At 48.5% G+C, this 22,550-nt stretch carries 17 protein-coding genes, 1 pseudogene and 1 riboswitch; of the genes and pseudogenes, 8 read left to right on the top strand and 10 right to left on the bottom strand.

The features are described from left to right. Window positions 1-1,360 precede the first annotated feature (1,360 nt). Genes AC3Y2E_RS03215 through AC3Y2E_RS03200 form a run of 4 tightly spaced genes read right to left on the bottom strand, consistent with a single transcriptional unit; the run spans window position 1,361 to window position 8,009 of the window. Window positions 1,361-2,158: a hypothetical protein gene (locus AC3Y2E_RS03215; RefSeq protein ID WP_379207065.1), complete on the bottom strand. Its 798-nt coding sequence runs from the start codon at window positions 2,156-2,158 to the stop codon at window positions 1,361-1,363. Continuing rightward, complete coding sequence (locus AC3Y2E_RS03210) at window positions 2,159-3,952, bottom strand: glycosyltransferase family 10 fucosyltransferase (RefSeq protein WP_379207063.1); 1,794 nt, start codon at window positions 3,950-3,952, stop codon at window positions 2,159-2,161. Further along, a complete protein-coding gene (locus AC3Y2E_RS03205) occupies window positions 3,949-6,726 on the bottom strand; it encodes a hypothetical protein (protein WP_379207061.1) in 2,778 nt (925 codons plus the stop codon). The genes AC3Y2E_RS03210 and AC3Y2E_RS03205 overlap by 4 nt, the downstream gene beginning before the upstream one ends. After that, a complete protein-coding gene (locus AC3Y2E_RS03200; RefSeq protein ID WP_379207058.1) occupies window positions 6,723-8,009 on the bottom strand; it encodes a hypothetical protein in 1,287 nt (428 codons plus the stop codon). Before AC3Y2E_RS03200 ends, AC3Y2E_RS03205 begins: the two co-directional genes overlap by 4 nt. A gap of 466 nt (window positions 8,010-8,475) precedes the next feature. Here AC3Y2E_RS03200 and AC3Y2E_RS03195 point away from each other — a divergent pair. Together AC3Y2E_RS03195 and AC3Y2E_RS03190 are read left to right on the top strand one after the other, a co-directional pair. Next, a pseudogene (locus AC3Y2E_RS03195) lies at window positions 8,476-9,114 on the top strand (5'-3' exonuclease); the annotation flags it as partial. Between the two features lie 99 nt (window positions 9,115-9,213). Next, the gene (locus AC3Y2E_RS03190; protein ID WP_190931412.1) at window positions 9,214-9,684 is read left to right on the top strand and encodes a GNAT family N-acetyltransferase; all 471 of its coding nucleotides are present in this window, start codon (window positions 9,214-9,216) and stop codon (window positions 9,682-9,684) included. Between the two features lie 357 nt (window positions 9,685-10,041). Here AC3Y2E_RS03190 and AC3Y2E_RS03185 read toward each other — a convergent pair whose 3' ends face one another. Further along, a complete protein-coding gene (locus AC3Y2E_RS03185) occupies window positions 10,042-10,818 on the bottom strand; it encodes a helix-turn-helix transcriptional regulator (protein WP_379207055.1) in 777 nt (258 codons plus the stop codon). 141 nt (window positions 10,819-10,959) lie between these two features. Here AC3Y2E_RS03185 and AC3Y2E_RS03180 point away from each other — a divergent pair, with 141 nt between their 5' ends. Both AC3Y2E_RS03180 and AC3Y2E_RS03175 read left to right on the top strand, forming a co-directional pair. Beyond that, a complete protein-coding gene (locus AC3Y2E_RS03180; protein WP_379207053.1) occupies window positions 10,960-11,883 on the top strand; it encodes a nucleoside hydrolase in 924 nt (307 codons plus the stop codon). Between the two features lie 96 nt (window positions 11,884-11,979). Then, on the top strand, window positions 11,980-12,189 hold the full coding sequence (locus AC3Y2E_RS03175) for a hypothetical protein (protein WP_379207051.1): 210 nt from the start codon (window positions 11,980-11,982) through the stop codon (window positions 12,187-12,189). A 100-nt stretch (window positions 12,190-12,289) separates the two neighbouring features. On the opposite strand, the gene AC3Y2E_RS03170 is transcribed toward AC3Y2E_RS03175, so the two are convergent. The 4 genes from AC3Y2E_RS03170 to AC3Y2E_RS03155 all read right to left on the bottom strand — a co-directional run bounded on the left by AC3Y2E_RS03170 (window position 12,290) and on the right by AC3Y2E_RS03155 (window position 15,387). Next, window positions 12,290-12,589, bottom strand: a complete 300-nt coding sequence (locus tag AC3Y2E_RS03170; RefSeq protein WP_190931410.1) for a hypothetical protein — start codon at window positions 12,587-12,589, stop codon at window positions 12,290-12,292. Window positions 12,590-13,147: 558 nt separating this feature from the next. Next, a complete protein-coding gene (locus AC3Y2E_RS03165; RefSeq protein WP_379207049.1) occupies window positions 13,148-13,351 on the bottom strand; it encodes a hypothetical protein in 204 nt (67 codons plus the stop codon). A 65-nt stretch (window positions 13,352-13,416) separates the two neighbouring features. Next, window positions 13,417-13,716 carry a DUF3055 domain-containing protein gene (locus tag AC3Y2E_RS03160; protein ID WP_379207046.1) on the bottom strand — a complete coding sequence of 100 codons (300 nt, stop codon included), beginning with the start codon at window positions 13,714-13,716 and terminating at the stop codon, window positions 13,417-13,419. 312 nt (window positions 13,717-14,028) lie between these two features. Next, on the bottom strand, window positions 14,029-15,387 hold the full coding sequence (locus AC3Y2E_RS03155; protein WP_379207044.1) for a TrkH family potassium uptake protein: 1,359 nt from the start codon (window positions 15,385-15,387) through the stop codon (window positions 14,029-14,031). A 205-nt stretch (window positions 15,388-15,592) separates the two neighbouring features. On the opposite strand from AC3Y2E_RS03155, the gene AC3Y2E_RS03150 reads away from it, so the two are divergent. Next, entirely contained in the window at window positions 15,593-16,624 is a 1,032-nt protein-coding gene (locus AC3Y2E_RS03150; protein ID WP_379207042.1) for an HRDC domain-containing protein, read from the top strand. Between the two features lie 108 nt (window positions 16,625-16,732). Here AC3Y2E_RS03150 and corA read toward each other — a convergent pair whose 3' ends face one another. Then, a complete protein-coding gene (gene corA, locus AC3Y2E_RS03145) occupies window positions 16,733-17,668 on the bottom strand; it encodes a magnesium/cobalt transporter CorA (protein ID WP_190931406.1) in 936 nt (311 codons plus the stop codon). 700 nt (window positions 17,669-18,368) lie between these two features. Then, window positions 18,369-18,494, top strand: a riboswitch (SAM riboswitch). A 212-nt stretch (window positions 18,495-18,706) separates the two neighbouring features. On the opposite strand from corA, the gene metA reads away from it, so the two are divergent. From metA to AC3Y2E_RS03130, 3 genes are all read left to right on the top strand, one after another. Continuing rightward, entirely contained in the window at window positions 18,707-19,663 is a 957-nt protein-coding gene (gene metA, locus AC3Y2E_RS03140; protein WP_379207039.1) for a homoserine O-acetyltransferase MetA, read from the top strand. 165 nt (window positions 19,664-19,828) lie between these two features. Further along, window positions 19,829-20,983 (top strand): aminotransferase class I/II-fold pyridoxal phosphate-dependent enzyme, encoded by a 1,155-nt coding sequence (locus AC3Y2E_RS03135; RefSeq protein ID WP_379207037.1) that lies wholly within the window; start codon window positions 19,829-19,831, stop codon window positions 20,981-20,983. 138 nt (window positions 20,984-21,121) lie between these two features. Then, window positions 21,122-22,486 (top strand): EAL domain-containing protein, encoded by a 1,365-nt coding sequence (locus tag AC3Y2E_RS03130; protein WP_379207034.1) that lies wholly within the window; start codon window positions 21,122-21,124, stop codon window positions 22,484-22,486. Window positions 22,487-22,550: the final 64 nt, after the last annotated feature.

Here is a 22,550-nt window from a genome sequence, read left to right as displayed (position 1 = left end):
ACTAATAGCATTGGGGTGCTAGTATGTCTTTATTGAGTGTATATGTGACTTCTAAATCTCAATTCCAAACCTATTTGTAAAGGAGAATGGGAAATGATTTTCGAAATAACTGAGAAAATGGTCATTAAGATTAGAGAGTGGGACACATGCGTAGCATCTGATGTAACAGGGGGGAAATTTGCTTATACATTTATTCCAACAAGCATTGGGCTGGTTATCAAAGTTCAATGTGATATTTGTAAAAGAGAACTGGATCTTACTGAGGGGTGGGGTTAAGAAAAGGGATAGTATTTCGGGTATTGGAATGAACAGGGTGTATTTTCCAAATAACACATGCTATAATATGGATGTTTCGGGTGAAACAAGTGAACCTTATCAAAAAAAGCGATTCTCGAGAGTATTCAAATCTTACTCGGTGGATCGCTTTTTTGGTTACAATTGGATTAAATGACGGAGACCAAAGAGCTGCTTTTGATAAGGTTGGATACCCTGAAGCACTCGCTGCGGCAAATACCATTCTAAATATATCGGGGTTGAAAGGACATAGCATCGGGGTTGAAAGGACATAGCATCGGGGTTGATAGGACATAGTATCGGGGTTAAAGGCCATTATATTGGTGATGACAGAACATGAATGCAAGAAATCTATTCAAGACCTTTTGTATGAGCTTTCACAGGAGCTCAAAGATAAACCTTACGATCATTTTCTTCAAGCGAAAATAAGGGCGTACAGGATTCTTTGAAAATTTGATTGAATTCATGCTCATATACCAAATGGCCAGTTTATTAATTGCGGAGTAGAATGTATGTTTCGCGACGGAGTAGAATGTATTGAATCGATGAACCATCAGACTATATTCATCCGCCCAAAACTTGTAAATCCCCCTCATTGGCAACTATATAGAGTGTAACAACGATAATTAGGTTGAATAAGGGGGTAATATGGAATGTGAGGTAAGAGAAAATAACAAAGAATATTAAGTTCAAACTAGAAGTATCCTAGGACTTTTCCAATAATCATCCGGAACTTCTATATGGCTGATCCTATATTTAAGCATGGAATTTACTCAACGCGAATTTGTATATACCAGAGATCAGGAGATTGGTAATAAATATGCAGTATTCAGTCACCTATATAAAAATATTGTGACTAAGCGTGATCACTGAAAAAGCGATCGTCGGGAAAGTGGTTAACCTTGTTCTCGATCGCTTTTAATAAAGTATTGATAAAAGTTTCAATGCCGACGGTCAAATCTGGCTGAAGGCTGGGGATAAGATAAGAAACGAGACGCTCTTCTGATTTGGAGTATCTTGCACATACTACTGGCACAGCTATTGAACAACGTGCAAGCCCACCAATTTACTCAAAATCATATATCTCACAATAACCTGTCTTTGCAGACTCCTTTTTATTAACAAATTGTTGTATGGAAGATATATTAGATTGTGCACTGTTTCTTTCGTTATCTATTCTAGAGAAAAACGAACTTGGGTCCCCTGAAAATGCTGTCCTTAGAGCTGCTTCCACATGTTTCATTCTACCTTTACCCGTATTTAGCTGATTTTTAAAAGGAATATCACTAGCGGCGCTCCATTCAAAAAATTTGTGAAGCGAATCTTGAAGTGCGTCATTTTTTTTCTTCAAATCAAGCTTTTCTTCTTTGAGAGACGATGTTAATCTTTCTAGCTCACTGATTTGCCTTTCTAATTTTTCGATCAAGCGAATATGTGACCGTAATTGTTCTTCCAGGGGTTTTAGTTGCAATTTTAGTTGATGTATATTCGACTTGTTAGTTTCAACTAAATAATCAGTGTTCGGAATGATTAATTGACGCTTACTTGGTTTTGCTGCTGTTTTGGACAAAAGTTTGTTTGCTTCATCAATCATTTGTCGACCTTGGTATTGTGGCTTTCTCCAGAAGTCGTCGCTAAGTTTGATATTCTTATAGGTTTTCTCTGAAAGTTCGCCAGTGGAACTGTCTACCAGTTGGTAATACAACTTTTCTGTAAAAATAGGGTGTTTTTTATTATATAACTCCAATGCAAAATCTCTTACATTGCTGTACTCAATTTCGCCGTTTATCTTATATTCATCCAGGTATAACGAGATTATTTCTTGGATAACATCCTTAGCATACATTCTAGTTTTATTTGCCATCTATTTCACCATACTTCTTTCCATGTTAAATAAAAGTGAAGCGCGTTTAAAAATTTCATCGTCGATTTTCTTTTGTGTAGAAAGAATCTTTTCAGCGATCTCTGGATTAAGTTCCTCTTCAAACACGAATCGATTCAAGTCCTTTAGAAACGAGAAGAGTCCTGCAATGGTATGATCACATTCGGATATAAAAGCTTTTAGTTCCTCCGCATTATTTTCAAACTCTTGGACAGTAAGTCTCCAATAGTCACAATGAAAGCAGTGAGTTCTACAAAGTTGCTTCGGATCAGTACAATATCCCAATTTGAGTGGCTTCTTAGTCGACGTAGCTGGCGATCGGAGTATGAATTTTTTCTTAAATGCTGAGTCAAGTCGAACTGATAGTGTGAAGCTATCCTTAAAGGCATCTTCATTAATATTAACTTTAGATATTTTCATTCCTAACATGAAATGTTGCATTAATTTGCGCGTTTCTACCTCAATCCAAAATTCTTGGTGGTTTTGATAATTAGCCTGTGTCTCCAGAAGCAGATGTCCACCAAATCGAGCAATTTCGGGCTTGCTCCAGCCCTGGGCTAGCATATTAATAAATGCAATGTGCCTGGAATCAATGGGTCGTACTCTTATGAGGTCGGCATTTTGATCAGAATAGTCTTTTTCTTTTGATTTCTTACCCACCGGTGGAAGATGAGAATAACTGAGGCCATATTTTCGATGGACAATGTTTGAATAAAACCTCTCTATCAAGTATTGAAGGTCAGGAGAGAGAAATGATTCATTCGACCTCTTTCGTTTATAACTACTTTCGCCAGCCGGTAACGTTAAATCATATACTTTTCGGGAAATTAAGGTCTTTCTGGTCGCATGGTTATATCTTTCGATTAATTCTCCATATTCTACAATTAACCCCTCAATGTCGGGTGGGATTTGTATATTATCGATTATTTGCTTTCTTCTTATATTTCGCTTGTACGAGTTATCTCCTTTGAGTCTGGGAAGCTTAAGATAGCACTTTTCATCTTCATAAATTAAACAATTTGGAGAAATAGCGCAAAACTCAAATGGTCTTAGCGGAATAACTGTTGTAATCCTCCACCATAGTAGCAGAGGGAAGTAATGAAGGTATTCTTTCTGATCAGCGTCTTCTACTTTGAAATAATCATCTACAATGCTTGAAAATCTGAGAATGTCTATTCCGCTGGGAATAATTCTAGTTTTACTCTCAGGCTTCAGATTATTTAATAACCTGTACAGTGCTTCTGTATATTGATCGACTGTGGGGAAGTTATTGTAAAAAGACAAAAAGTTGAGTACAGAAGAAACAATCTGGTGCTTAGAACTATCTGCTAAAGGTAAACTCTTAATATGTTCTGTATAAGATTCGACCTCGCTGATAAGAAAAATATGGGTACGAATTAAAGTATCTCTAACATGAAAAAAGTAAGTCTGCACCGAGGCGGCAGTTAGCCGATCATTTATTAGGCGGTCAAGAGCCCAACATTTTAATGCGATTTTTAGTTCATCTGCTTTGATATGTCTATAAAATCCCATCTCGCTCATAAAGGTGAAGTCGATGTCTTCAGAACTACCACGAATAGGATTAAACAATCCCCAGTAGTCATCCGAAAAGTTAATTTGCTTATGGAGTGTATTTTCTTGAAAAGAACGTTCGTTCAATTCTCGCATCAGAAGTTTTGCTTCTTTAATTGATTGCTGATGATTGAATATATCTGCCGTTTCAAGATCAATGTCAATATTTACTGATTGGGCGGCAGCCAGCTTTGTAAGGTTCATGAATATACCTCTGTCAGTTTTATTGTTTGATAAGCACGTAGAGAACCAATTTCTTGTAGTTTCTTATTGAGACCAATGGCGAACATTGAAACTTCCTGTTTTCCATACTTATCCTGGGCATATCTCAATAAATCCAAATCCAGTTCAAGCCAATTAGCCAAACGTGTTAATTCGGCTTCGGGTAGTTGTTCTGACAATGCATTTTCGATCGACTGTATTTTTCTGAATATTCGTTCGACTAGAGAAGAAATTGCATAAAAGTGGGGGATAGATAGCGGGCATCCTCCACAATCCCTACCCGGAAATTTACACTGTGATTCAGAAACGATACACTGATGATGTTCTTCCTTACTCGGCAATTGGCGAGTAACTATTTTGCGATAAAGTAAGTGGACCTCTTCTGGAGACATTTCTTTAATTAATTTTTCGATAATGTCCTTGTATTCCGCATGTTGCTCAATAAAGTCTCTTGATGCTTGAATGTTAAAATCATGCATCGTGTTTAAGAATCCTGCTGTTTCTTCGAGTTTGTAAATGCTGCCGAGATTATCTTTGACTTCCTTAATGCGGTTTGTCTGAACAGATTCTGAATCGGGTAGTCCAAATAACAGATTAGAAATAACATCAGGTATATGGCCGAACATATCTCTATCAAATAAATGCAGGGCAATTACGTCCATACGCTCTTGAGGAATCTGATTATAAATATCCGTAGTTTCAATGTCTGCGTGACTTCGTAAAATTCTGAGATATTCTGTATCTTTATCGTTACCGTAGAAAGCTTGTACACATTGAACCAAACTGATAACTGTCCGGTTCATAGCTCTATTAGAGAAAGAAAATGTATCCTTATCGCGGTATTCTTGGAAAAATGCATTTAATGCTCTTTGTTTAAGCATCTTTCCGTTCTCATTACATATTCCCGATATGATCGTAAGGGAATCATTGTTGAATGCCGCTGTTCTCAATTCGCATATAGCTAATGCGGTTGCTAAAGGACGCTCAACTTCTGAGGCGCAGAAAAAGTTTCTTTCCACTTGAGTCTTCGAAACAATCATAGGTGTGCATTTTAACCGGAAAATAATCTTCTTGACGTCCACGTCACTCAAATCATTGTCATATAGCCACTGCAAATTTTTTATTTCGGTTCCTTCCAGACTTATTCTTGGAATAAGCTGACAATCACTGTGCCTCCATGCGTTATTCAGGTGTACCAGCATATAAAGCCACATTGAATCGTAGCCGTTATATTGTTTCATATTTTTCTTTTCAGCAAGCTTGAGTGCTTGTGAGACTGCGGATTTCTTGTGGGTGATTAGATCATTGACATATGTAAAGAATGACTCAAATTCAAAATAGTTGTATACTTTCTTCTCTCTGTTCTCACGTTGAAGTTTGCGTGGATTGATCAGAGCTTCAAGCTGAAAAGGGCTTTTTGATTGCCTGAGCATAAAAACTTTGTGGACGAAGAGAAGAAATTGATACATCTCTTCACGTGCTCTTCTCACAATCTGTTTATTATTCAACAGTAATAAATTAAGTTCTTTTGAAGAATATTCAAAGATCTCTTTATCTAATAATTGGGTTAATGCTTCTACAACACGAATTAGACACCATATTTCACCTGCCACATCGTAAGCGAGGCTTTGCCTAGAACGAAGAAACTCGGCAGCATATTCTTTCCATAATTGTTCAGTTATAGTGTTTCTATTTGAAAAAGACAAATCGTTGATTTTTATTCGACGAATATATTCACTAAATGGGTCGCTATGGTTAGCCTCGATATATATGGCATTCTTAACGGTAATAAACTTGTGATATTCTTTTACATCACTTTTGAAATAAAGGTATTTACCCAAACCAAACTGGTCGTTTTCTCCTTTAAATATAGTCGAAAGGAGAGCAGGTAATTCGATCCTTCTAATTCTCTTTGTAACAGGTAATTGGTCAGGATTAAGATCAGGATACTCTGTTAATATTTTCGGATAAGTCATATAATCTTTGCTTAGACGCTTGTATTCTTGTTGCTGTAGTTTTACTAGGGCATTAACTTGTTCTTTCTCAAAAAACAATGCACGCCCAATATTCTTCGAGGGGGCGAGAGTCTTATCCTGAATTAGATTTTTAAAGTATCGACCCGATAATTGTAAGGTGTGCATAGAAACTTTATATGAAAGATACTTCTCCTTGTCGTATTGAGGTCCAGGTCTTCTCGGTTTGAACGTTTGGTGTACTTCCAGAAGTGCACTTTTCTTAACGAACCTTGCGTTCCTTTGAATTTCGCCAAAGCAAAAAATTTGTAGTTGTGGCCTTCTTTGAAGCCAGCTTGAAAAACCGGAATTATCCTTCTGTCCAACAAGTTCTTGAGCTTGGGCAAGGGTTATGTAATCCTGCTGTAGAATCTCCAGATCCTTTCGTTTGAAGAAATAACGTTGATCAGATATTCCATAATAGTTTTCAGGTAGCTCGTGTATTATGAAAAAATCCTCTTCTTGGGTAAAATTCACATTTAATTGCTCACGATTTTCGAGATACTTATAAAAGATAAGGCTTGATAAACCTAGCATGTTGAACATACTTTTGCACAGAATGAAAGTCTTTTCAAAATCAGCTTTTTCATTGATAAAAGATTCTACCGATTCTTCAGACACATAGGTACGAAGAGGTCTATCGGTTGAGCGTGAAACAAGCTTCAATTTTCCTAACTCAATCAGGCGATTAGCCTTTCTTTTTCCGATCCCATGTCTTCTATTCAATTCTCCTAGTGTGATCATTGCCTCAATTCCTTTATTTTCATTTTTTCAATAAACTCTTTGCTTGCTTCTGCATTTATTACAGCATTTGCAAGTTGTCCGATTGCGCGTTCCATCTTTTGTTTAGCGGTTAGTTGATCTAAATAATCAGCAACGGTTGTATCGTCTGCATCTCCACGAGCATTGGCAGTTTCACGCACACTCATGCTAAGATCGTCTAAACAAATATTTGTGAAAACCCCTCGTAATGTGTGTGTGTTAAAGGGCTTAGAGGTTAAATAGGTGTAATCGTCAAAGCGTTCCTGAGCCAATAGTACCTTCAAGTATTTTTCAACTATTCTCTTAAACAAATTTTCATATCCTTTACCAGTTAAGGGTCTTCCCAAGCGATTGATAAATAATGCATCCTTAACAAGTGGATTTACTTCTTTAGTAAACGACTCTAGCCAAGCGAGGTGTTCCCTATAAACATTGATTAAGTACTCACTTGGCAACAAATCCTGTGGTCGTTCCTTTTTAACTTCTTCTTTGGCTGTATTTTTTTTATGTGCAAACAAGTGACTCTGTCGATCCTCGATATTAATAACAAGCGATTTACCAATTTGCATTACACTGCTTGTTGTTAAGTTGACAACTTCTCCTCTCCGCAAACCGCCGAATGCTTGAGTGGCCAAGCCTAGTGAGATAGTTTTACCCCACTTCATACTTCTCGCTGTGTCAATAAATTCTACTAAAATCTGTTGTCTATTTTCACCAAAGTCCCGGAGTCCTTTTCTTGCAGGCCTCTTTTGTTCATTACTTCTTTTTCTTGTAAATGGGGATGCTTCCACCAAATGCCCCTTTTCATTTCGGTAAGTTGGAATAATAAGATTCTGGGAAACAACTCCCTGTCTCTGAAAAAATGAATAAAAATGGGTGAGGATATTTTCCTTTCTGTCGACAGTATCTCTCTTAACGCGTTGGCCTCTGTTGTTTGTTTGGTCATCTTGGTGATCGAGGAATCGCGAACCATGAATAAAGTTAAGTCCAAATAAGCCTTGATCGAAAAGTTCAGAAAAATCCGAATCACGTGAGATAGTCTTTTCACGTACATAGTTTAAAAATTGACAAACTAAACTAGCTGCCTGTCTTTCACGTTCCATGGACATCGTAGTGCTTCGATAATTCTGCAAAAAATCGGTAACAGAATGAGGGATTTCTATCCCGTTTCGGTCAATAGTTGCAATAGTGTACACTCTAGAATTATCTAAATTGGTTTGCCTGTATATAAACTTACCTATTGTAGAAGAAGAATATTTGTTCAATATATTGCTCTCCTTTATTTAATAAAATGAACTGCCAAATTAATTTAGGAGTAAGAGAACAAAAAACGCATGAGGAAAAAAGACGGTCTCTTTCGAGTTCCGTTCTTATTTTCTTCATGCGTCGCGTGACCTGAAGTTGTACCGCTAAAGTCTCCCATAGGGTAAAAATGACCGTAGCTACTTCCATATGAAATTAATTGAAATAATTCAATCTAACTGGTAATGGTATAGATATAGGTCTTAAAATCAAAAGGTCCTCGAACTTCGTTCTGCGGAGTGCTGCCTCGCACCGAGGCTACGCCCTCTACAATATTATACACCATTCATAATCCTTTTCAATATATATTCCCAATTCATAATTTAGTGGGATAAATTCATTCTATTATTCGCTTGATACATATGGTAATTTATTAATAAGTATCGCACTCAAGTGAATTTTCCCTATGAAGGGGTATATAACGAGGCGTACAAAGGCAACCGCGAGGCTCCTCCGGAAGATTTGATTCCGCAATTCGATCTCGTGAAGGAAGTCGTGGACAGCTTCGGCGTACCGAATGTCGGCCTGCACGGTTATGAAGCGGACGATTGCATCGGGACGCTGGCTCAGCATTATGCGGACGACCAGACGCATGTTTTCGTCCTGACCGGCGATCACGACCTGCTGCAGGTCGTCTCCGAACGGGTTCACGTCATCATTATGAAGAAGGGCGCGTCCAACTATGCGGTGTACGATCTGGCCGGGCTTCTCGAAGAGCGGGGCTTGACGCCGCGGCAGATCATCGAGCTGAAAGGCTTGACGGGCGACACCAGCGACAACTACCCGGGCGTCAAAGGGATCGGGGAGAAGACGGCGCTGAAGCTGCTCGCGGAATACGGCGATATTGACGGGATTTTAGCCAATCTCGCGGCTGTATCGGCCAGCATCCGGGGCAAAATCGAAGCATCGCTCGACATGCTGCACCTGTGCCGGGATCTGGCGACGATCCGCTGCGACGTGCCGGTCAGCTGCCCGATCGACTCGTGCCTCTGGGCGCCGGATTTCCACCGGCTGCGCGCCAAGTTCGAGGAGCTGGAGTTTAAAGGACTCGCCCAGCAAATCGGCTAGATGATCTTGCAACGGGCTTCATTCCAAGCTACACTACGATAAGATAGTTTACGAGTTGGCAGAATCGCTATTTTCCATCACACAGGAGGAATAAAACCGATGCCGGATATGCTTGTCAAATTGTACGACCTTCCTGAGAAAACAACGATTATCAATCAGCTGGCCGAGTCCGGAATCGTTATCCGCCGCGGTTTGGCCCCGGAGAAGCATATCGTCAAGGCGTGGGTGCTGAAGACGTTCCGGGCGCATTGGGAGAGCGAAGTCGACGTGGCGTTCTCGCGTTCGCCGGTTTCCTGCTTTATCGCGACGAAGGACGACAAGGTCGTCGGCTTTGGCTGCTACGAAGCGACCTGCAAAAACTACTTCGGCCCGACCGGCGTAGACCCGGAGATGAGAGGCCAAGGCGTAGGCAAAGCGCTGCTGCTGGCGTGCATGCACGCTTTGCATGACGAAGGCTATGCGTATGCGATCATCGGCGGCGCGGGTCCGACCGAATTTTACAACAAGACGATTGGGGCGATCCCGATCGAAGGTTCGGTTCCGGGGGCCTATCGGGGAATGCTTAGGTAAACTCGGAAGCAGAACGGAAAAAAGCAGTTGGGCGATGAGGTTCGCTCAGCTGCTTTTTTTGTTGTATGGGTCTGTCACCCGGACCGGTTTTTACAACCAGAAGTCGAGTTGACTCCTGTATTCGAACTTTTGTGTATGAAAAATCATATAAAATGAATCAATTTGCGTCTGATTCGACGATTCTATATGAAAAATCATATAAACAACTCGGGTTGGCTGGGCGTTGCAGGTCCAATCTACTAGATATCGGTGGTACAGTTAACGACGACCCATTTTTTACAGCTCCAGGGTATCAAAGATTAAGATAGTTGTTATCGCCTTGCAACTTAAGGGGCAACACCCGATCCGCGCATCCTATCATACCAAACTCCGCAAAGTAGACCGATACCAGTTTTGCCGGAACGTGCGGGGAGTTTCGCCGATCTCCCGCTTGAAGATCGTGCAGAACTGCGCATCGTTTGAGAATCCGCACTCCATGGCGACGGAGGTGATCGAAAGCTCCGTATGCCGCAGCAGGCTGCGTGCCTTCTCCAGCCGTTTGCTCATCAAATAATGAACCGGCGAGACGCCGAACTTTTTCTTGAACAGGTGACGGAAGTGGTGGTAGCTGTATCCGGCTATATCGGCGAGCTCCTCCACCGTTATTTTCTGATTGAAATTTTCGTCCATAAAGGTGCGGGCATACAGCAGATTGTCGTCGGGACGGTTCAATTCGCCGGTCGTAACGGACCGGAGATGTTCGATTACGATCTCGCTTGTCCGCAAATTGAGCTTCTGGGCGAAGTAGACGTGCTTCTCCTGCATCTCCCCCCTCATATTGTGCAGTAGACTCAGGAGCGCGCGGTCCGGGTGATCCTGAAACAATCCCTGCTGGAGCGGGGGAAGCTCCCGGCTCTCGGTACTGAAGCCGATATAGATCACTTCGGTTTCCTCGATCCTTCTCTCGTCATGAGGCATACCCGGAGGGATCAGCGTATAGGTGTTCGGCTTGTACCGGTAATCGACCTCGCCCAGACGCGTCGAGCCTGCACCCGACACATCATAGACGAGCTCGTAGCACCGATGCCGATGGATCGGCATGTAGCTGTCCGCCTCCCGCATGCCGTGAAAAATAAAATCCATTTGTGCGAGCATAGGCCGTTCCTCCTTCCGATTCCAGGTGAGATAGCCAAATCGTATAAACAATGCGCCGAATCGTGAAAAACTATGAAGCCGCCGCTGGTGTAAGATGGATGTGGGTTGTAGGGTATAGGCAACACCAAGGGAGGAAAAACATTGATCGATTATCCGAAATTGACTCAAGAGCAGCTGCTGCAGCGGCTGACTCATCCGAAACGCAAGGTGAGGATGGTGCTGGACACCGATACGTATAACGAAATCGATGACCAGTTCGCCGTCGTCTACGCGATGAAATCGCCGAATCAGCTGCAGGTGGAAGCGATGTACGCAGCGCCGTTCCACAACGTATTGTCGGAAGGGCCGGGGGACGGGATGGAGAAAAGCTACCAGGAGCTGCTGAAGATCGCGTCCCATCTCCCCGAGATGACCGGACTCCCGATCTATCGCGGATCGACAGCGTACTTGCCGGGTCCGGAAACTCCGGTGGACAGCGAAGCGGCCCGGGATCTGGTGGCACGGGCGATGGCGAGCTCCGAAGACGACCCGCTGTATGTTGCAGCGATCGGAGCGATCACGAATGTCGCGTCCGCCATCCTGATGGAGCCTCGTATTATCGGTAAAATCGTTGTCGTATGGCTTGGAGGTCATGCCCTGTATTGGCCGAACACCCGGGAGTTTAATATGCACCAGGACTTGCACGCGTCCCGCATCGTCCTGAACAGCGGCGTCCCGCTCGTGCTCGTTCCCTGCAAAGGTGTAGCGTCCCATCTGCAAACGACGCTGTCGGAAGTAAGGGACTACGTGAAGGATCAGGGAGCGATCGGCCAGTACCTGTACGAGACGTTCGAGCACTGCAGTCCGAACCACTTCGGCTACTCCCGCGTCATCTGGGATATCTCGGCCATCGCTTATCTGATCAACGAGACTTGGCTGCCCAGCGATCTGGTGCACAGTCCGCTGTTGTCCGAAGACTGCCGCTGGAGCTTCGACGCGTCCCGGCACTTTATCCGTTACGTCCATTATATTCACAGGGACCGGGTTTTCCAAGATTTGTTTCAGAAGCTGAAGGAATCCCATTAACCACCAGAGGTTATGGAGCCATGTCCAAACTAACCTTTACGAAGATGGCGTGGACGATGGACATCCAGCTCGCTTACAGCCGGGACGAGTGAGTGTGTGCCGTTTACGGGCGACAGCATCGCCGCCAAAGTAGAGTGGAAGGGAAAGCCCGACTTGAGCAAGCTCGAACGCAAGGTTATTCGAGTCAAGGTGCGGGCGCGGAATGCCAAACTGTATTCGTTCTTTTTTCCGAATGGGGCGTATACGGGCGAGTATTGGAAGTTCAAAGAAATCTCTTGTCTCGATCCGCTGCAGTTTGATTTGTAGAAGGCGCGAAGAGCGGATGCAGACCGGGCGAGATCGGGTCGGTAGCTAGCCACTGGTTTGGGAGCGGAACGAGGCACTCAGCGACCAAGCCGACGGCGGTTTATTCGTCCGCCGCCGGGTCGTCATGCGTATCATGCTGGCCGGGATAGCCTCCGCGGTCCACCCCTTCGTGCAGGAGGCGGTTCTCGTACGTGAAGGCGCTTTGCGTACGCTGGTCTCTGCGCCAAGGCGAGCTTTTGCCCAGCGATTCGGTCAGCAGATCGGCCCCGTATGGACCTTCGGGAAACTCCTCGGCGCTCAGATCGTTGCGCTGCGATTCGACAGTGGCCAGATCCCGGTATTGACGCGGACGCTCCGTAACGAATCCGTTCTCGACCGGCTTGTTATCTTCTTCGGACATAACAAATCCCTCCTCGTACACAGGTTACTTCCAGTGTGCCTCGGGAGGGTGCTTTTTATGTGCTTGGGGGACGGGTGGCTCAGGCAGTTGGCTGTCGGCTGGCCGATAGTGCTGCGTATTGTTGGGATAAGAGCGGGAGCGGCTGTCGGCGGGTGGGTCTGCCGCCAAACCCGAATTAGCGGATGTTTGGGAGGCTGTCGATTCAATGTGGACAAAACCAAGTGGAAAGGGAAAAGATTACCTTCTGGCGAGTTTTGTCTGGAATCCCCTACCTTACATCCTTATTAAATCGAGGGATTCCGGACAACCTGTTTGAGCAGAAGAAGGTAACTTTTCACTTGGAACGGCCTGCTAACACTTCTACACAATGAATCGACAGCCTCGTTACTTGGTCAGATGTATCGCAGCGCAAGCCCTGCCGCACATCGCCCCCGCCGCGCCGATCATCAGACGTGCACACCGTGCCCCGCACACCAAGCACCGCCCGCCGCGCACCAAGACCCTGCCCCCTGCACATCCCGTACCGTATCACGCGCACCCAGACCCTGTCCCCGCACATCACACACCGCACGTCGTGCCCCAGCCCCCACCACCGATCACCGGACATACCGCACTCCGCGCATCAGTCACCTCGTCCCACACATCACATCCCGCCTGTCGCGCCCCCAGCGCCCCGCACACCCGGTCTTCGCACCGGATCGCAAAGAAGGCCGGAAGCAGCAACGTTTCCGCTTCTGCCGTCCGGCCTTCTTTATCCAGCATGCCCGGGGGAGGCCCCGGTTCTTTTGCCGAGCTAGTGCCTCTAGGCCAGTTGCTGCGACTTCAACCTAGATATCGGTAAAGTTGATCATCCCGACCACTTCCACGAGGAAATCGCGAAGGTCTTCCGCGTCCTCCTCGGACAGCTTGTAGATATGCTCCAAGTAACCGGGTTCGTCCAGATCGTCGGGGCCGATGATCGCCGTTTTGCCGGACTGGATATCGGTGATGAGCTGTTTGCCGTAGAATCGGCTGGTCGTCGTAATGGCCAGATCGAAGCGCTGCATCGAAGGCGAGATGAAGCAGACGAACCGGGTTTTGGTTTCCTCGGAATGGTCGTATAAGAAATCGAATGAGTTCGCGGACATGCGGACCTCCGTTATCGTATTTGTCGTACTTCGATTATACATGAACCCCCACCTTCCGGCAAAAAAAGACGAGCCGGCCTGTCCCTCCAAGGCTCGTCCCAAAATCCCCGGCAGCGGCAGGATCTCCAACTGCACCGCACCAGGCTCGTCCCGCCAGATTCTGCCGAATGGCTGCCTGCTCCCGCTTGCTGCCTTTTGCTGACGCTTGATTTAGCAAACTGCCGCCCAATCCGCGCACTCCCGCTTGATTGGATTGCGACAAACGGCCGCGCCTTGCCGCGCGGGTTACGCCGTTTCCCGCTCACGCCCTGATTAGCCGATAATGAGATCCTCTTTCGGATACCGGTACTTCTCCTTCGGTTTCTTGGAACGGAACATGTACAGCAGGATGAGGATGCCGATCCGCCCGATAAACATAAGCAGCGCGATCAGCAGCTTGCCCGGATTCGACAATTCCGACGTAATCCCGGTAGACAGACCGGACGTTCCGAAGGCGGAACAGATTTCGAAAATAATTTTGTTCAGCGAAAAATGCTGACGCTCCAGCGCATCGAGAATCATAATACTGCCGATGACGAGCATCGTGCCGGCGCTAAAGACGACGAAGCTTTTCGTCACGTCGTCCTGACCGATCGACCGCTTGAATACCCGCACCTCGTTGCGTCCGAGCGCGTACGTAAACAGCGTAAGCAGGATGACGGCGAACGTCGTCGTCCGAATGCCTCCCCCGACGCTCGAAGGGCTCGCCCCGATGAACATCAGGATGGACAGCAGAAACTGGGTCGGGGTAGCGAATTCAGTCACATCCATCGTAGCGAGACCTCCGCTTCGCGTCGAAACGGAATTAAACAGCGAGTAAAACAGCTTCTCGTGCCAGGCCATGCCGACGAAGGAAACGCTGCTCTCGATAATCCAGATGCCGGCCGCCCCGGCGACGATCAGGATCAGGAACATCGACACGGTCACTTTCGTATACAGCGAGAACCGGAATCCTTTGCGCCGGATCAAATATTCCCGAAACTCGATCAGCACCGGGAAACCGATCGCCCCGAGAAAGAGCAGCAGCATCGTAATCGCTTGTACGAAGTAGTCGTCGCTGAACGATTTCATCGAATCGCCGAACAGATCGAAGCCGGCGTTCGTATACGAGGAGACGGAGTGGAACAATCCTACGTAAAAGGAATGGACCCAGCCCTCGGTATAACCGGCCAGGCGGAAATAGATGCCCAGAATGACCGTGCCCACCGCTTCGAACATCAGAGCCAGCATCAGAACCGCTTGCATAAGCTGGACGAGCCCCGCCAGATTGTACCGGTTCTGGTCGAGCATGATCAGCCTCCGGTGGGTCAGCGTAATGCTCCGGCCCAGGATGATATATAGAAATGTGCCCAGTGTCATGATGCCGATTCCGCCGAACTGCAGGATGGCCATAAGGACGAAGGTGCCGAATGTGCTGAACGTATCGGCTGTGCTTACTACGGTCAGCCCGGTGACGCTGATCCCGCTTGCGGCCGTGAATAAAGCGTCCATGGGCGATAAGCGGACTCCCGGCTTCAAGCTGATCGGCAGCATCAGAAGCAAGGTGGAGACGACCGTCGCAGCCAAGTAACAAACGATGATAAATTGCGCAGGTGTTAAACCGGACAATCGCCGGCCGGCCCATTTTTTCATTGTGCGACCTCCAGTATTTCCAATAACGTTCATTGTACTATATTTGCAGACAAATGCCATCATTTGCCGAATGACACTCTTGTAAAATTAGGGTGAATATGGTAATATGAAAGTGAATCGAATAGACGGCCGGAGGAAGCACCTCTTCTACTTTTACGTGGAAGGGGTGCTTTTTGTTTTGCCGTATAATGAAGGGGGAACTGGGATGAACCTCGTTTTTTTGAACAGCTTTGAGAAAGTAACGGAGCTGGAAGGCATCGTAAGCGCACAAGTGTCGATCGCGGAGGAGTTCGGGGAGTGGCGGGTATGGTGGCATGAGAAGGGAGACCAGACGATCCCGTTCCAGGAAAGCTGGTATACCGGGATGGCATGGGACGAGATGATCGGCGAGTTCCGGAGACGGATCGGGGAGAAGCGGCGCGACGGATACCGTCCGCTGATCGAGCCCGATGAGGGGCGTCAGCAGACGTACGGCGGACGTTCGGTCTTTGTTCGCAAGCTGGAGCTGTACGGAGAGAGACACTCCGACCCTGAACTATACGAGTCGCTTCGCAAGTGGCGGAGCAAGCAGGCGGCCAGCGAAGGGAAATCGGCCTTCATCGTGGCGTCCAACCGGATGCTGGCGATGATCAGCGCGTTCCTTCCGCAGACGGCGGAGGAGCTGCAGCAGATCCCGGGTTTCGGCGAACAAAAGTCGGCCATGTACGGAGAGCACGTGCTTGCGCTGACTGTCGGATTGGCTCGCACTATCTCTTTCCCGTTGGACTGGGTCGATGAGGCGATTGGCGTTCAGGAAGTGGAGCAGTGGATGCAGGAGCGCCAGGAGGAGCGGAGAAAAGGGGAACAAGCGAAGAAGGAATTGAAGCAAACGCTGCTGCAATCCGTAGCCGAAGGGAAAACGTTAAGCGAGCTGGAGCCGCTCGTCTCCTTAAGCCGGAGGGAGCTGATGACCCGGATCGAGGATCTGGATAAGGAAGGGTATGAGCTGGAGCCGCTGATCGAAGCCGAGCTTGCCGCCGTGCCGGTGGACGTCGTGGAACAAGCATGGCAGCTGTTCGATTCTTCGGGCGACCGTTACTTGCGGCCGGTGCTGAAGCGTCTGTACGATGAGAAGTCGCTGGATGACGAAGCGCTCAGCCGGGCTTACGAGTGGCTTCGCCTGCTCCGGCTCCGGTATCGGAAGACGAAGAGCGGCGCTGTCAAGGAGGAGGAAGCCGCAGCCGAACAGACCGCCTGAATGAAAATGAAGCGGCTTACTTATTAAAAAAAACCGTCCGGTCCTCAAAACGGGCCCCGGGCGGTCTTGTTTCCTGCTTTCGCTGCCTGCTGACAGCGGGAAGGACGTTCAGAACCAGTCCTTCTTCTTGAAAATGAAAACCATCGACGAGCCGACGGCCAGCATACCTGCCAGCACGATGTAATAAGCATAAGGCGATTTCAACTCGGGCATGTACTCGAAGTTCATCCCATATATACCGGTAATAATTGTTAACGGCATAAAGATCGTCGTCAGCGCCGTGAAAATCCGCATGATTTCGTTCGCCCGGTTGGACAGGCTCGACTGGTAAGCTTCTCGCAAGTTGCCCATCAGATCGCGGAATGTCTCGAACGTCTCGGTGATTTTTACGGCGTTTTCGTGGATATCCCCGAAATATTTCTGCAGTTGGTCGTCGATCAGGCGAAGCTCTTTGCGGTTCAGCGCCCAGATGACGTCCCTTTGCGGAGCGAGCATTTTTTTGAGCCATAATATTTCGCTTCGCAGTCCGATAATTTCGTTCAGATGCGTTTTTTTCGTATGCATGAGGATATCTTCCTCAAGCGATTCGATCTTCGCTTCGATCCGGTCTCCGACGATAAAATAGTTGTCGACGACCATATCGACCAGATGATACAGGAAGCGGTCGGGCGAATTAACTTCCTCCTCCCATAAGACCGGCTTGATCGAGCGGATTTCGTTTATTTTTTGCCGGGTGACGGTGATGATGGCATGTTTGAACAAGTAGATGTTCAAGGCGCGCAGAAAAATTTCCTCATCGTCATACCGGATGCTGTTTATAACGATAAAATAGTGCGAGTCGTACAATTCGATTTTGGGCCGCTGCTCTTCTTCGATCAAGCTGTCTTCGACGGCCAGATCGTGCAGTTGAAAGAGCGGCTGGAGAATTTCCAGATCCTCGACGTTAGCATCGATCCAATAAAAGCCGTTAGCCGGCGGGATCAAGGCTGTAGCGATATCTTCAATTTGAGTAAACAATCCGTTTTGCACCAGACGTACCTTCATCTGTCTCACCCCATTAGCAGTGTTCCCCGGTTTGCGGGTTGTCACCATGCAGCTTGCCTGAAAACGTCAAAAAGACATCGGTCGCAGGTGCGGGCGGGAGCAGGCTGCAGAAGAAGCAGCACTTTCCGCGTCCGCTGCGGACGCCATGCCAAATAAAGACGATTGCCGGCAATGCAGGCCGTTAATTCTCAGAAATGGCCAACAAGACGCAGCAAACGAACTGCTTTAGCTGCTCGGAAGCGACAGGGGTACGTCCGGAAACGGTCCGGGCGTCTACCGAAGCAATCGACACATCGGCGCAAGAGCCGACTGCCGCTTCGAGCTATTCAGTTGATTCGTTGTCGGTCCGGGTCGGTCCACGTCCATGCGTCGTTCACCCCTTTGGCGGTAATTGGATTCCGTCGGGGAATCCTTGTCTAGTATAACGCTATGGGCGTCCAAGGCACAAGATGCAACGTGCGGGAACGGACGCTTTTTGTGCAAGCCGGCCGGAGGACAGTGATCGAACCGGCTTTCTAAGGCTGGCTCCAGACTTGCCGCCTTGAGCTTTTACAGTGTATGGCGCCGGATCGGAGGCGGTGCTTCGCCGTACCTGGGTGTCAGCTGCTTCCGCGGTTGGGGGATTAGCAAGAACGTCTTGACGAAATGCGTGCGATCGGATACATTAGTACTATGTAACCATAACCAAATAGCTTTGAAACTCTTATCAAGAGTAGGTGGAGGGACCAGCCCTATGAAGCCCGGCAACCGACAGATCCGTCAGCAGACGGGGACGCACGGTGCTAATTCTTGCGGGAACATGTTTGATGTTTCTGGGAGATGAGAGAGGACATGCGAGCACTTGCGAAACGGTGGCCTTTCTTCATCACGAAGAAAGGCCTTTTTATCGTTGCGGGAAAGCAATCTTTGCCAAGCCGGATGGCGAGGAATTACGCTTTTACCGATGATCCGGATCTTTCGCACAGCATCGACCGTTGCTGCTTCGTTCACCCGTCTCTCGATCGGAAGTTACTTACTATTCATGAAGGAGTGATCGGAATGCCCATCAAAATACCTGACCATCTGCCGGCTAAAGAAGTGCTGATCGAGGAGAACATATTCGTGATGGACGAAAGCGTGGCGTTTCAGCAGGACATCCGGCCATTGAAAATAGCGATACTCAATCTGATGCCGACGAAGGAGACGACCGAAACGCAAATCTTGCGGTTGATCGGCAACACGCCGCTCCAGGTCGAATTCGTTCTGCTGCATCCGAAAACCCATACATCCAAAAATACGAGCGCCGAGCATCTCGAGACGTTTTACAAAACGTTCGACGACGTCAAGGGCGACTACTTCGACGGCATGATTATTACCGGCGCACCGGTCGAGCAGCTTGATTTCGAAGACGTGAACTACTGGTCCGAACTGCAGCAAATTATGGAATGGACCAAGACGAACGTCACTTCGACCATGTATATTTGTTGGGCTTCGCAAGCCGGACTGTACCACCATTTCGGGGTGCCGAAATATCCGGTCGACCACAAGGTGTTCGGGGTATTCCCGCACACGACCAGCACGAAACATGTGAAGCTGCTGCGCGGCTTCGACGAGCTGTTTTTCGTCCCCCAATCGCGCCATACGGAAGTGCGCAAGGAAGATATCGAGAAGGTGCCGGAGCTGGATATTTTGTCCGAATCGGAGGAAGCGGGCATTTATCTGGTCGCGACCAAAGACGGCAAACATATTTTTGTAACGGGCCATTCCGAATACGACTCCTGTACGTTAAAATGGGAGTATGACCGCGACGTGGCCAAAGGGCTGGAGATCGAGGTGCCTAGAAACTATTTCCCGAAAGACGATCCGACGCGCGAACCGCTGGTTACTTGGAGAGCTCATGCCAACCTGCTGTTCTCGAACTGGCTCAACTACTACGTGTACCAGGAAACGCCGTATGACCTGAGCGCGCTCCAAGGCCGCCATTCGGACGAGGAACGGATAGCTTCCCGGGCCTAAGCCGAGAGCGGACCGAACGGACTGAACTACCAAGGAAGTAAGCCTCGCCGGCTTGCCATATAGCTATGCCGCAACAGACGGGCGCGAACGAGACGGAACTGGGATCCTCCGGAACCGCCTCTCTTTTGCCCATAATTCCCATTATGCCTAGGAGGATAATAGAGTATGAAAATAGAAAGCGTTTTGGCTCAAATCGGCTCGTTGTCGGAGCCTGGAACCGGTGCCGTCAGCTTCCCGATTTATCAGGCGACCGCGTTCCGCCACCCGCGTCTGGGACAAAGCACGGGCTTTGACTACTCGCGTTCGAAAAACCCGACCCGGGCCGTGCTGGAGCAAGCGATCGCGGAGCTGGAGCAGGGAGACGTCGGCTTTGCCTGTTCCAGCGGGATGGCCGCGCTACAAACCGTATTCGCCTTGTTCAGCCAAGGCGACCATCTGATTGTATCGCTTGACCTGTACGGAGGTACATACCGGCTCATCGAGAAGGTGATGGGACGGTTCGGCGTATCCGCCACCTATGTGGATACGAACGATCTGGATGCGCTGGAAAGCGCCAGCCGGCCGAATACGAAGGCGGTGCTGATCGAGACCCCGACCAATCCGCTTATGATGATTACAGATCTGGAGAAAGTGTGCGGCTGGGCAAAAGCGAAAGGGTATGTCGCGATCGTCGACAATACGCTGCTTACCCCGTTTTTCCAGCGGCCGATCGAGCTTGGGGCGGATATTATCGTGCACAGCGCGACCAAATATTTGGGCGGGCACAATGACGTGCTGGCCGGTCTGATCGTCACCAAGGGCAAGGAGCTGTCCGAGCAAGTGGCGTTCCTGCATAACTCGATCGGGGCGGTGCTCAACCCGCAGGATTCGTGGCTGCTTATGCGCGGCATGAAGACGCTGGCGCTCCGGATGGAGCGTCATCAATACAACGCGACGAAGATCGCCGAGTTTTTGCAGGCTCATCCGATGGTCGAGCAGGTGTACTACCCGGCTTTGCCGTCGCATCCCGGCTATGAAGTTCAAAGCAGACAGTCCAGCGGCAATACCGGCATTTTCTCGTTCCGGATGAAAGATGCCCGGACGATCGAGCCGATTTTGCGCCATATCCAGCTGATCGCTTTCGCGGAAAGTCTGGGCGGAGTCGAGTCGCTGATGACATACCCGGCCGTGCAGACCCATGCGGACATTCCCGAAGAAATCCGCAGACAAGTCGGCGTGGACGACCGGCTTCTCCGTTTCTCCGTGGGTATCGAGCATGTGGACGACTTGATCGGGGATTTGTCGAACGCGTTCGATGCGGCTCAGGCCGAGCTTGTGTAAATTGTAAACCGGAGGGGCCCGTGGATCGGGCTCCTTTTTTGGTCCGGTTACGGCCTGTATTTCGCCGAAATTGTGTGGTAATATGTCAGTATTGTACCCATAGACCGGTATTTTGCGATCAACCATTTGGGGGTTCCCATGGCCTTCGTGCACAATGTTAAGCAGCATCTCAAAGCCGCACTCCGTCTGCCGCTGCCCGACCGGCTGTTGAAATATTTCCCCCCGTCATTCACCGTCAGGGACCCGGTATTGTCGCTGGTAAGCGGAGCCCGCCGCAAAAACAAAAGGTGTGCGCTGATCCTCGTGAAGCTCGAAGGCGCCCTGTCGATTCTGGAGACGGTATCCACCGAGTGGTTCCGCACTTTACAGCAAGCCGTCCAGCACACGATGATTACCGTTCTGCCGCTGTTTTTCCGGGAATCGGATATGATCGGCGCGAAGCATTGGCATGACGAGTTTCTGCTGTTCGTCCAGCTGCCGGATTCGGTTCAGCAAGACAGCTTGCTTAAAACAACCCGGCAGTTCCGGCTGGAACTGGAGCACCGGATCGGTTCGCTGTACGCGGCGGACGGCGCCTGGAACGGACGGATTCGTCTGGTAGCGGGCTGCATGTTACTTTCCCCGGATATCCCCGATACGGAAACGGCTGTGTCGACGGCCTACCAATACGCATCTTCGGCCGCGAGCGGACGTCTGCCGGAAGATTACGGCGCCACCCGTCTGCAACTGATCGCGCTGACCCGCGATGAGAATATTCACGTGCTGGCGCAGCCGATTATGAATTTGGAGAACGGCGAAGTCTCCGGGTGGGAGTTTTTGACGCGCGGACCGCACGATACGCCTTTTCATTCCCCGGGCGATCTGTTTGAGTACGCCCATCAGGCCGGATTTCTTCCCAGGCTGGAGCAGCTTGTGTTCAAAAAGGTGTTTCAGGAACTGACGCGCAGAGCGCTGAAGGAAACGGTTTTTCTGAACATTACGGCCGTCTCGCTGGGCCAGCGCGCCTTTCTGGACGCTCTGCTGCTCACGCTGGAACAGTATCCGGCAGTCCGGCCCGGACAGATCGTGCTGGAGATTACCGAACGGTATAAAGTTCAGGACTACGACCATCTCTCCGGCCTGGTGCGGGAGTACCGGGCGCTCGGATTCCGGTTTGCCGTGGACGACGCGGGAACGGGGTTTTCCAGTTTACAGTCGATTTCTGAGATTATTCCTGATATGATCAAGATCGACCGTTCGCTGATCCGCGACATCGATACGGTGGCTGTCAAGCAAGTGATGCTGCGTACGATCCTGTACATGGCGGAGCATATTAACTGTCAAGTTATAGCGGAGGGCGTAGAGCGGCAGGAAGAAGCTCACGTTCTGTTCAAGCATAGGGTTGGGATGGGACAAGGCTACTATTTTGCCAAGCCGGCTCCGCTTCAGCACGATTCGGAGCAGCTTCACCTGCAGCGGCTGAAGGAGAAAATCATGACCCAGCGTCAAGTGAGCAGCGCCTGACCTTAACGTCCGACAGGGCAACGGCATAGTCCCCGGATTCCATGGGAGGCGTACTCGGCAAGCC

The sequence above is a fragment of the Paenibacillus sp. MAH-35 genome (genome assembly GCF_058135425.1).
The sequence above is the reverse complement of the archived record's forward strand: the minus strand, read 5'-3'. Positions and strand labels throughout refer to the sequence as shown.

Coding starts and splice junctions, on each gene's coding strand:
- AC3Y2E_RS03215 (WP_379207065.1), bottom strand. CDS start 2,158: ATGGCAAATAAAACTAGAATGTATGCTAAGGATGTTATCCAAGAAATA.
- AC3Y2E_RS03210 (WP_379207063.1), bottom strand. CDS start 3,952: ATGAACCTTACAAAGCTGGCTGCCGCCCAATCAGTAAATATTGACATT.
- AC3Y2E_RS03205 (WP_379207061.1), bottom strand. CDS start 6,726: ATGATCACACTAGGAGAATTGAATAGAAGACATGGGATCGGAAAAAGA.
- AC3Y2E_RS03190 (WP_190931412.1), top strand. CDS start 9,214: ATGCCGGATATGCTTGTCAAATTGTACGACCTTCCTGAGAAAACAACG.
- AC3Y2E_RS03185 (WP_379207055.1), bottom strand. CDS start 10,818: ATGCTCGCACAAATGGATTTTATTTTTCACGGCATGCGGGAGGCGGAC.
- AC3Y2E_RS03170 (WP_190931410.1), bottom strand. CDS start 12,589: ATGTCCGAAGAAGATAACAAGCCGGTCGAGAACGGATTCGTTACGGAG.
- AC3Y2E_RS03165 (WP_379207049.1), bottom strand. CDS start 13,351: ATGCTGGATAAAGAAGGCCGGACGGCAGAAGCGGAAACGTTGCTGCTT.
- AC3Y2E_RS03160 (WP_379207046.1), bottom strand. CDS start 13,716: ATGTCCGCGAACTCATTCGATTTCTTATACGACCATTCCGAGGAAACC.
- AC3Y2E_RS03155 (WP_379207044.1), bottom strand. CDS start 15,387: ATGAAAAAATGGGCCGGCCGGCGATTGTCCGGTTTAACACCTGCGCAA.
- AC3Y2E_RS03150 (WP_379207042.1), top strand. CDS start 15,593: ATGAACCTCGTTTTTTTGAACAGCTTTGAGAAAGTAACGGAGCTGGAA.
- corA (WP_190931406.1), bottom strand. CDS start 17,668: ATGAAGGTACGTCTGGTGCAAAACGGATTGTTTACTCAAATTGAAGAT.
- metA (WP_379207039.1), top strand. CDS start 18,707: ATGCCCATCAAAATACCTGACCATCTGCCGGCTAAAGAAGTGCTGATC.
- AC3Y2E_RS03135 (WP_379207037.1), top strand. CDS start 19,829: ATGAAAATAGAAAGCGTTTTGGCTCAAATCGGCTCGTTGTCGGAGCCT.
- AC3Y2E_RS03130 (WP_379207034.1), top strand. CDS start 21,122: ATGGCCTTCGTGCACAATGTTAAGCAGCATCTCAAAGCCGCACTCCGT.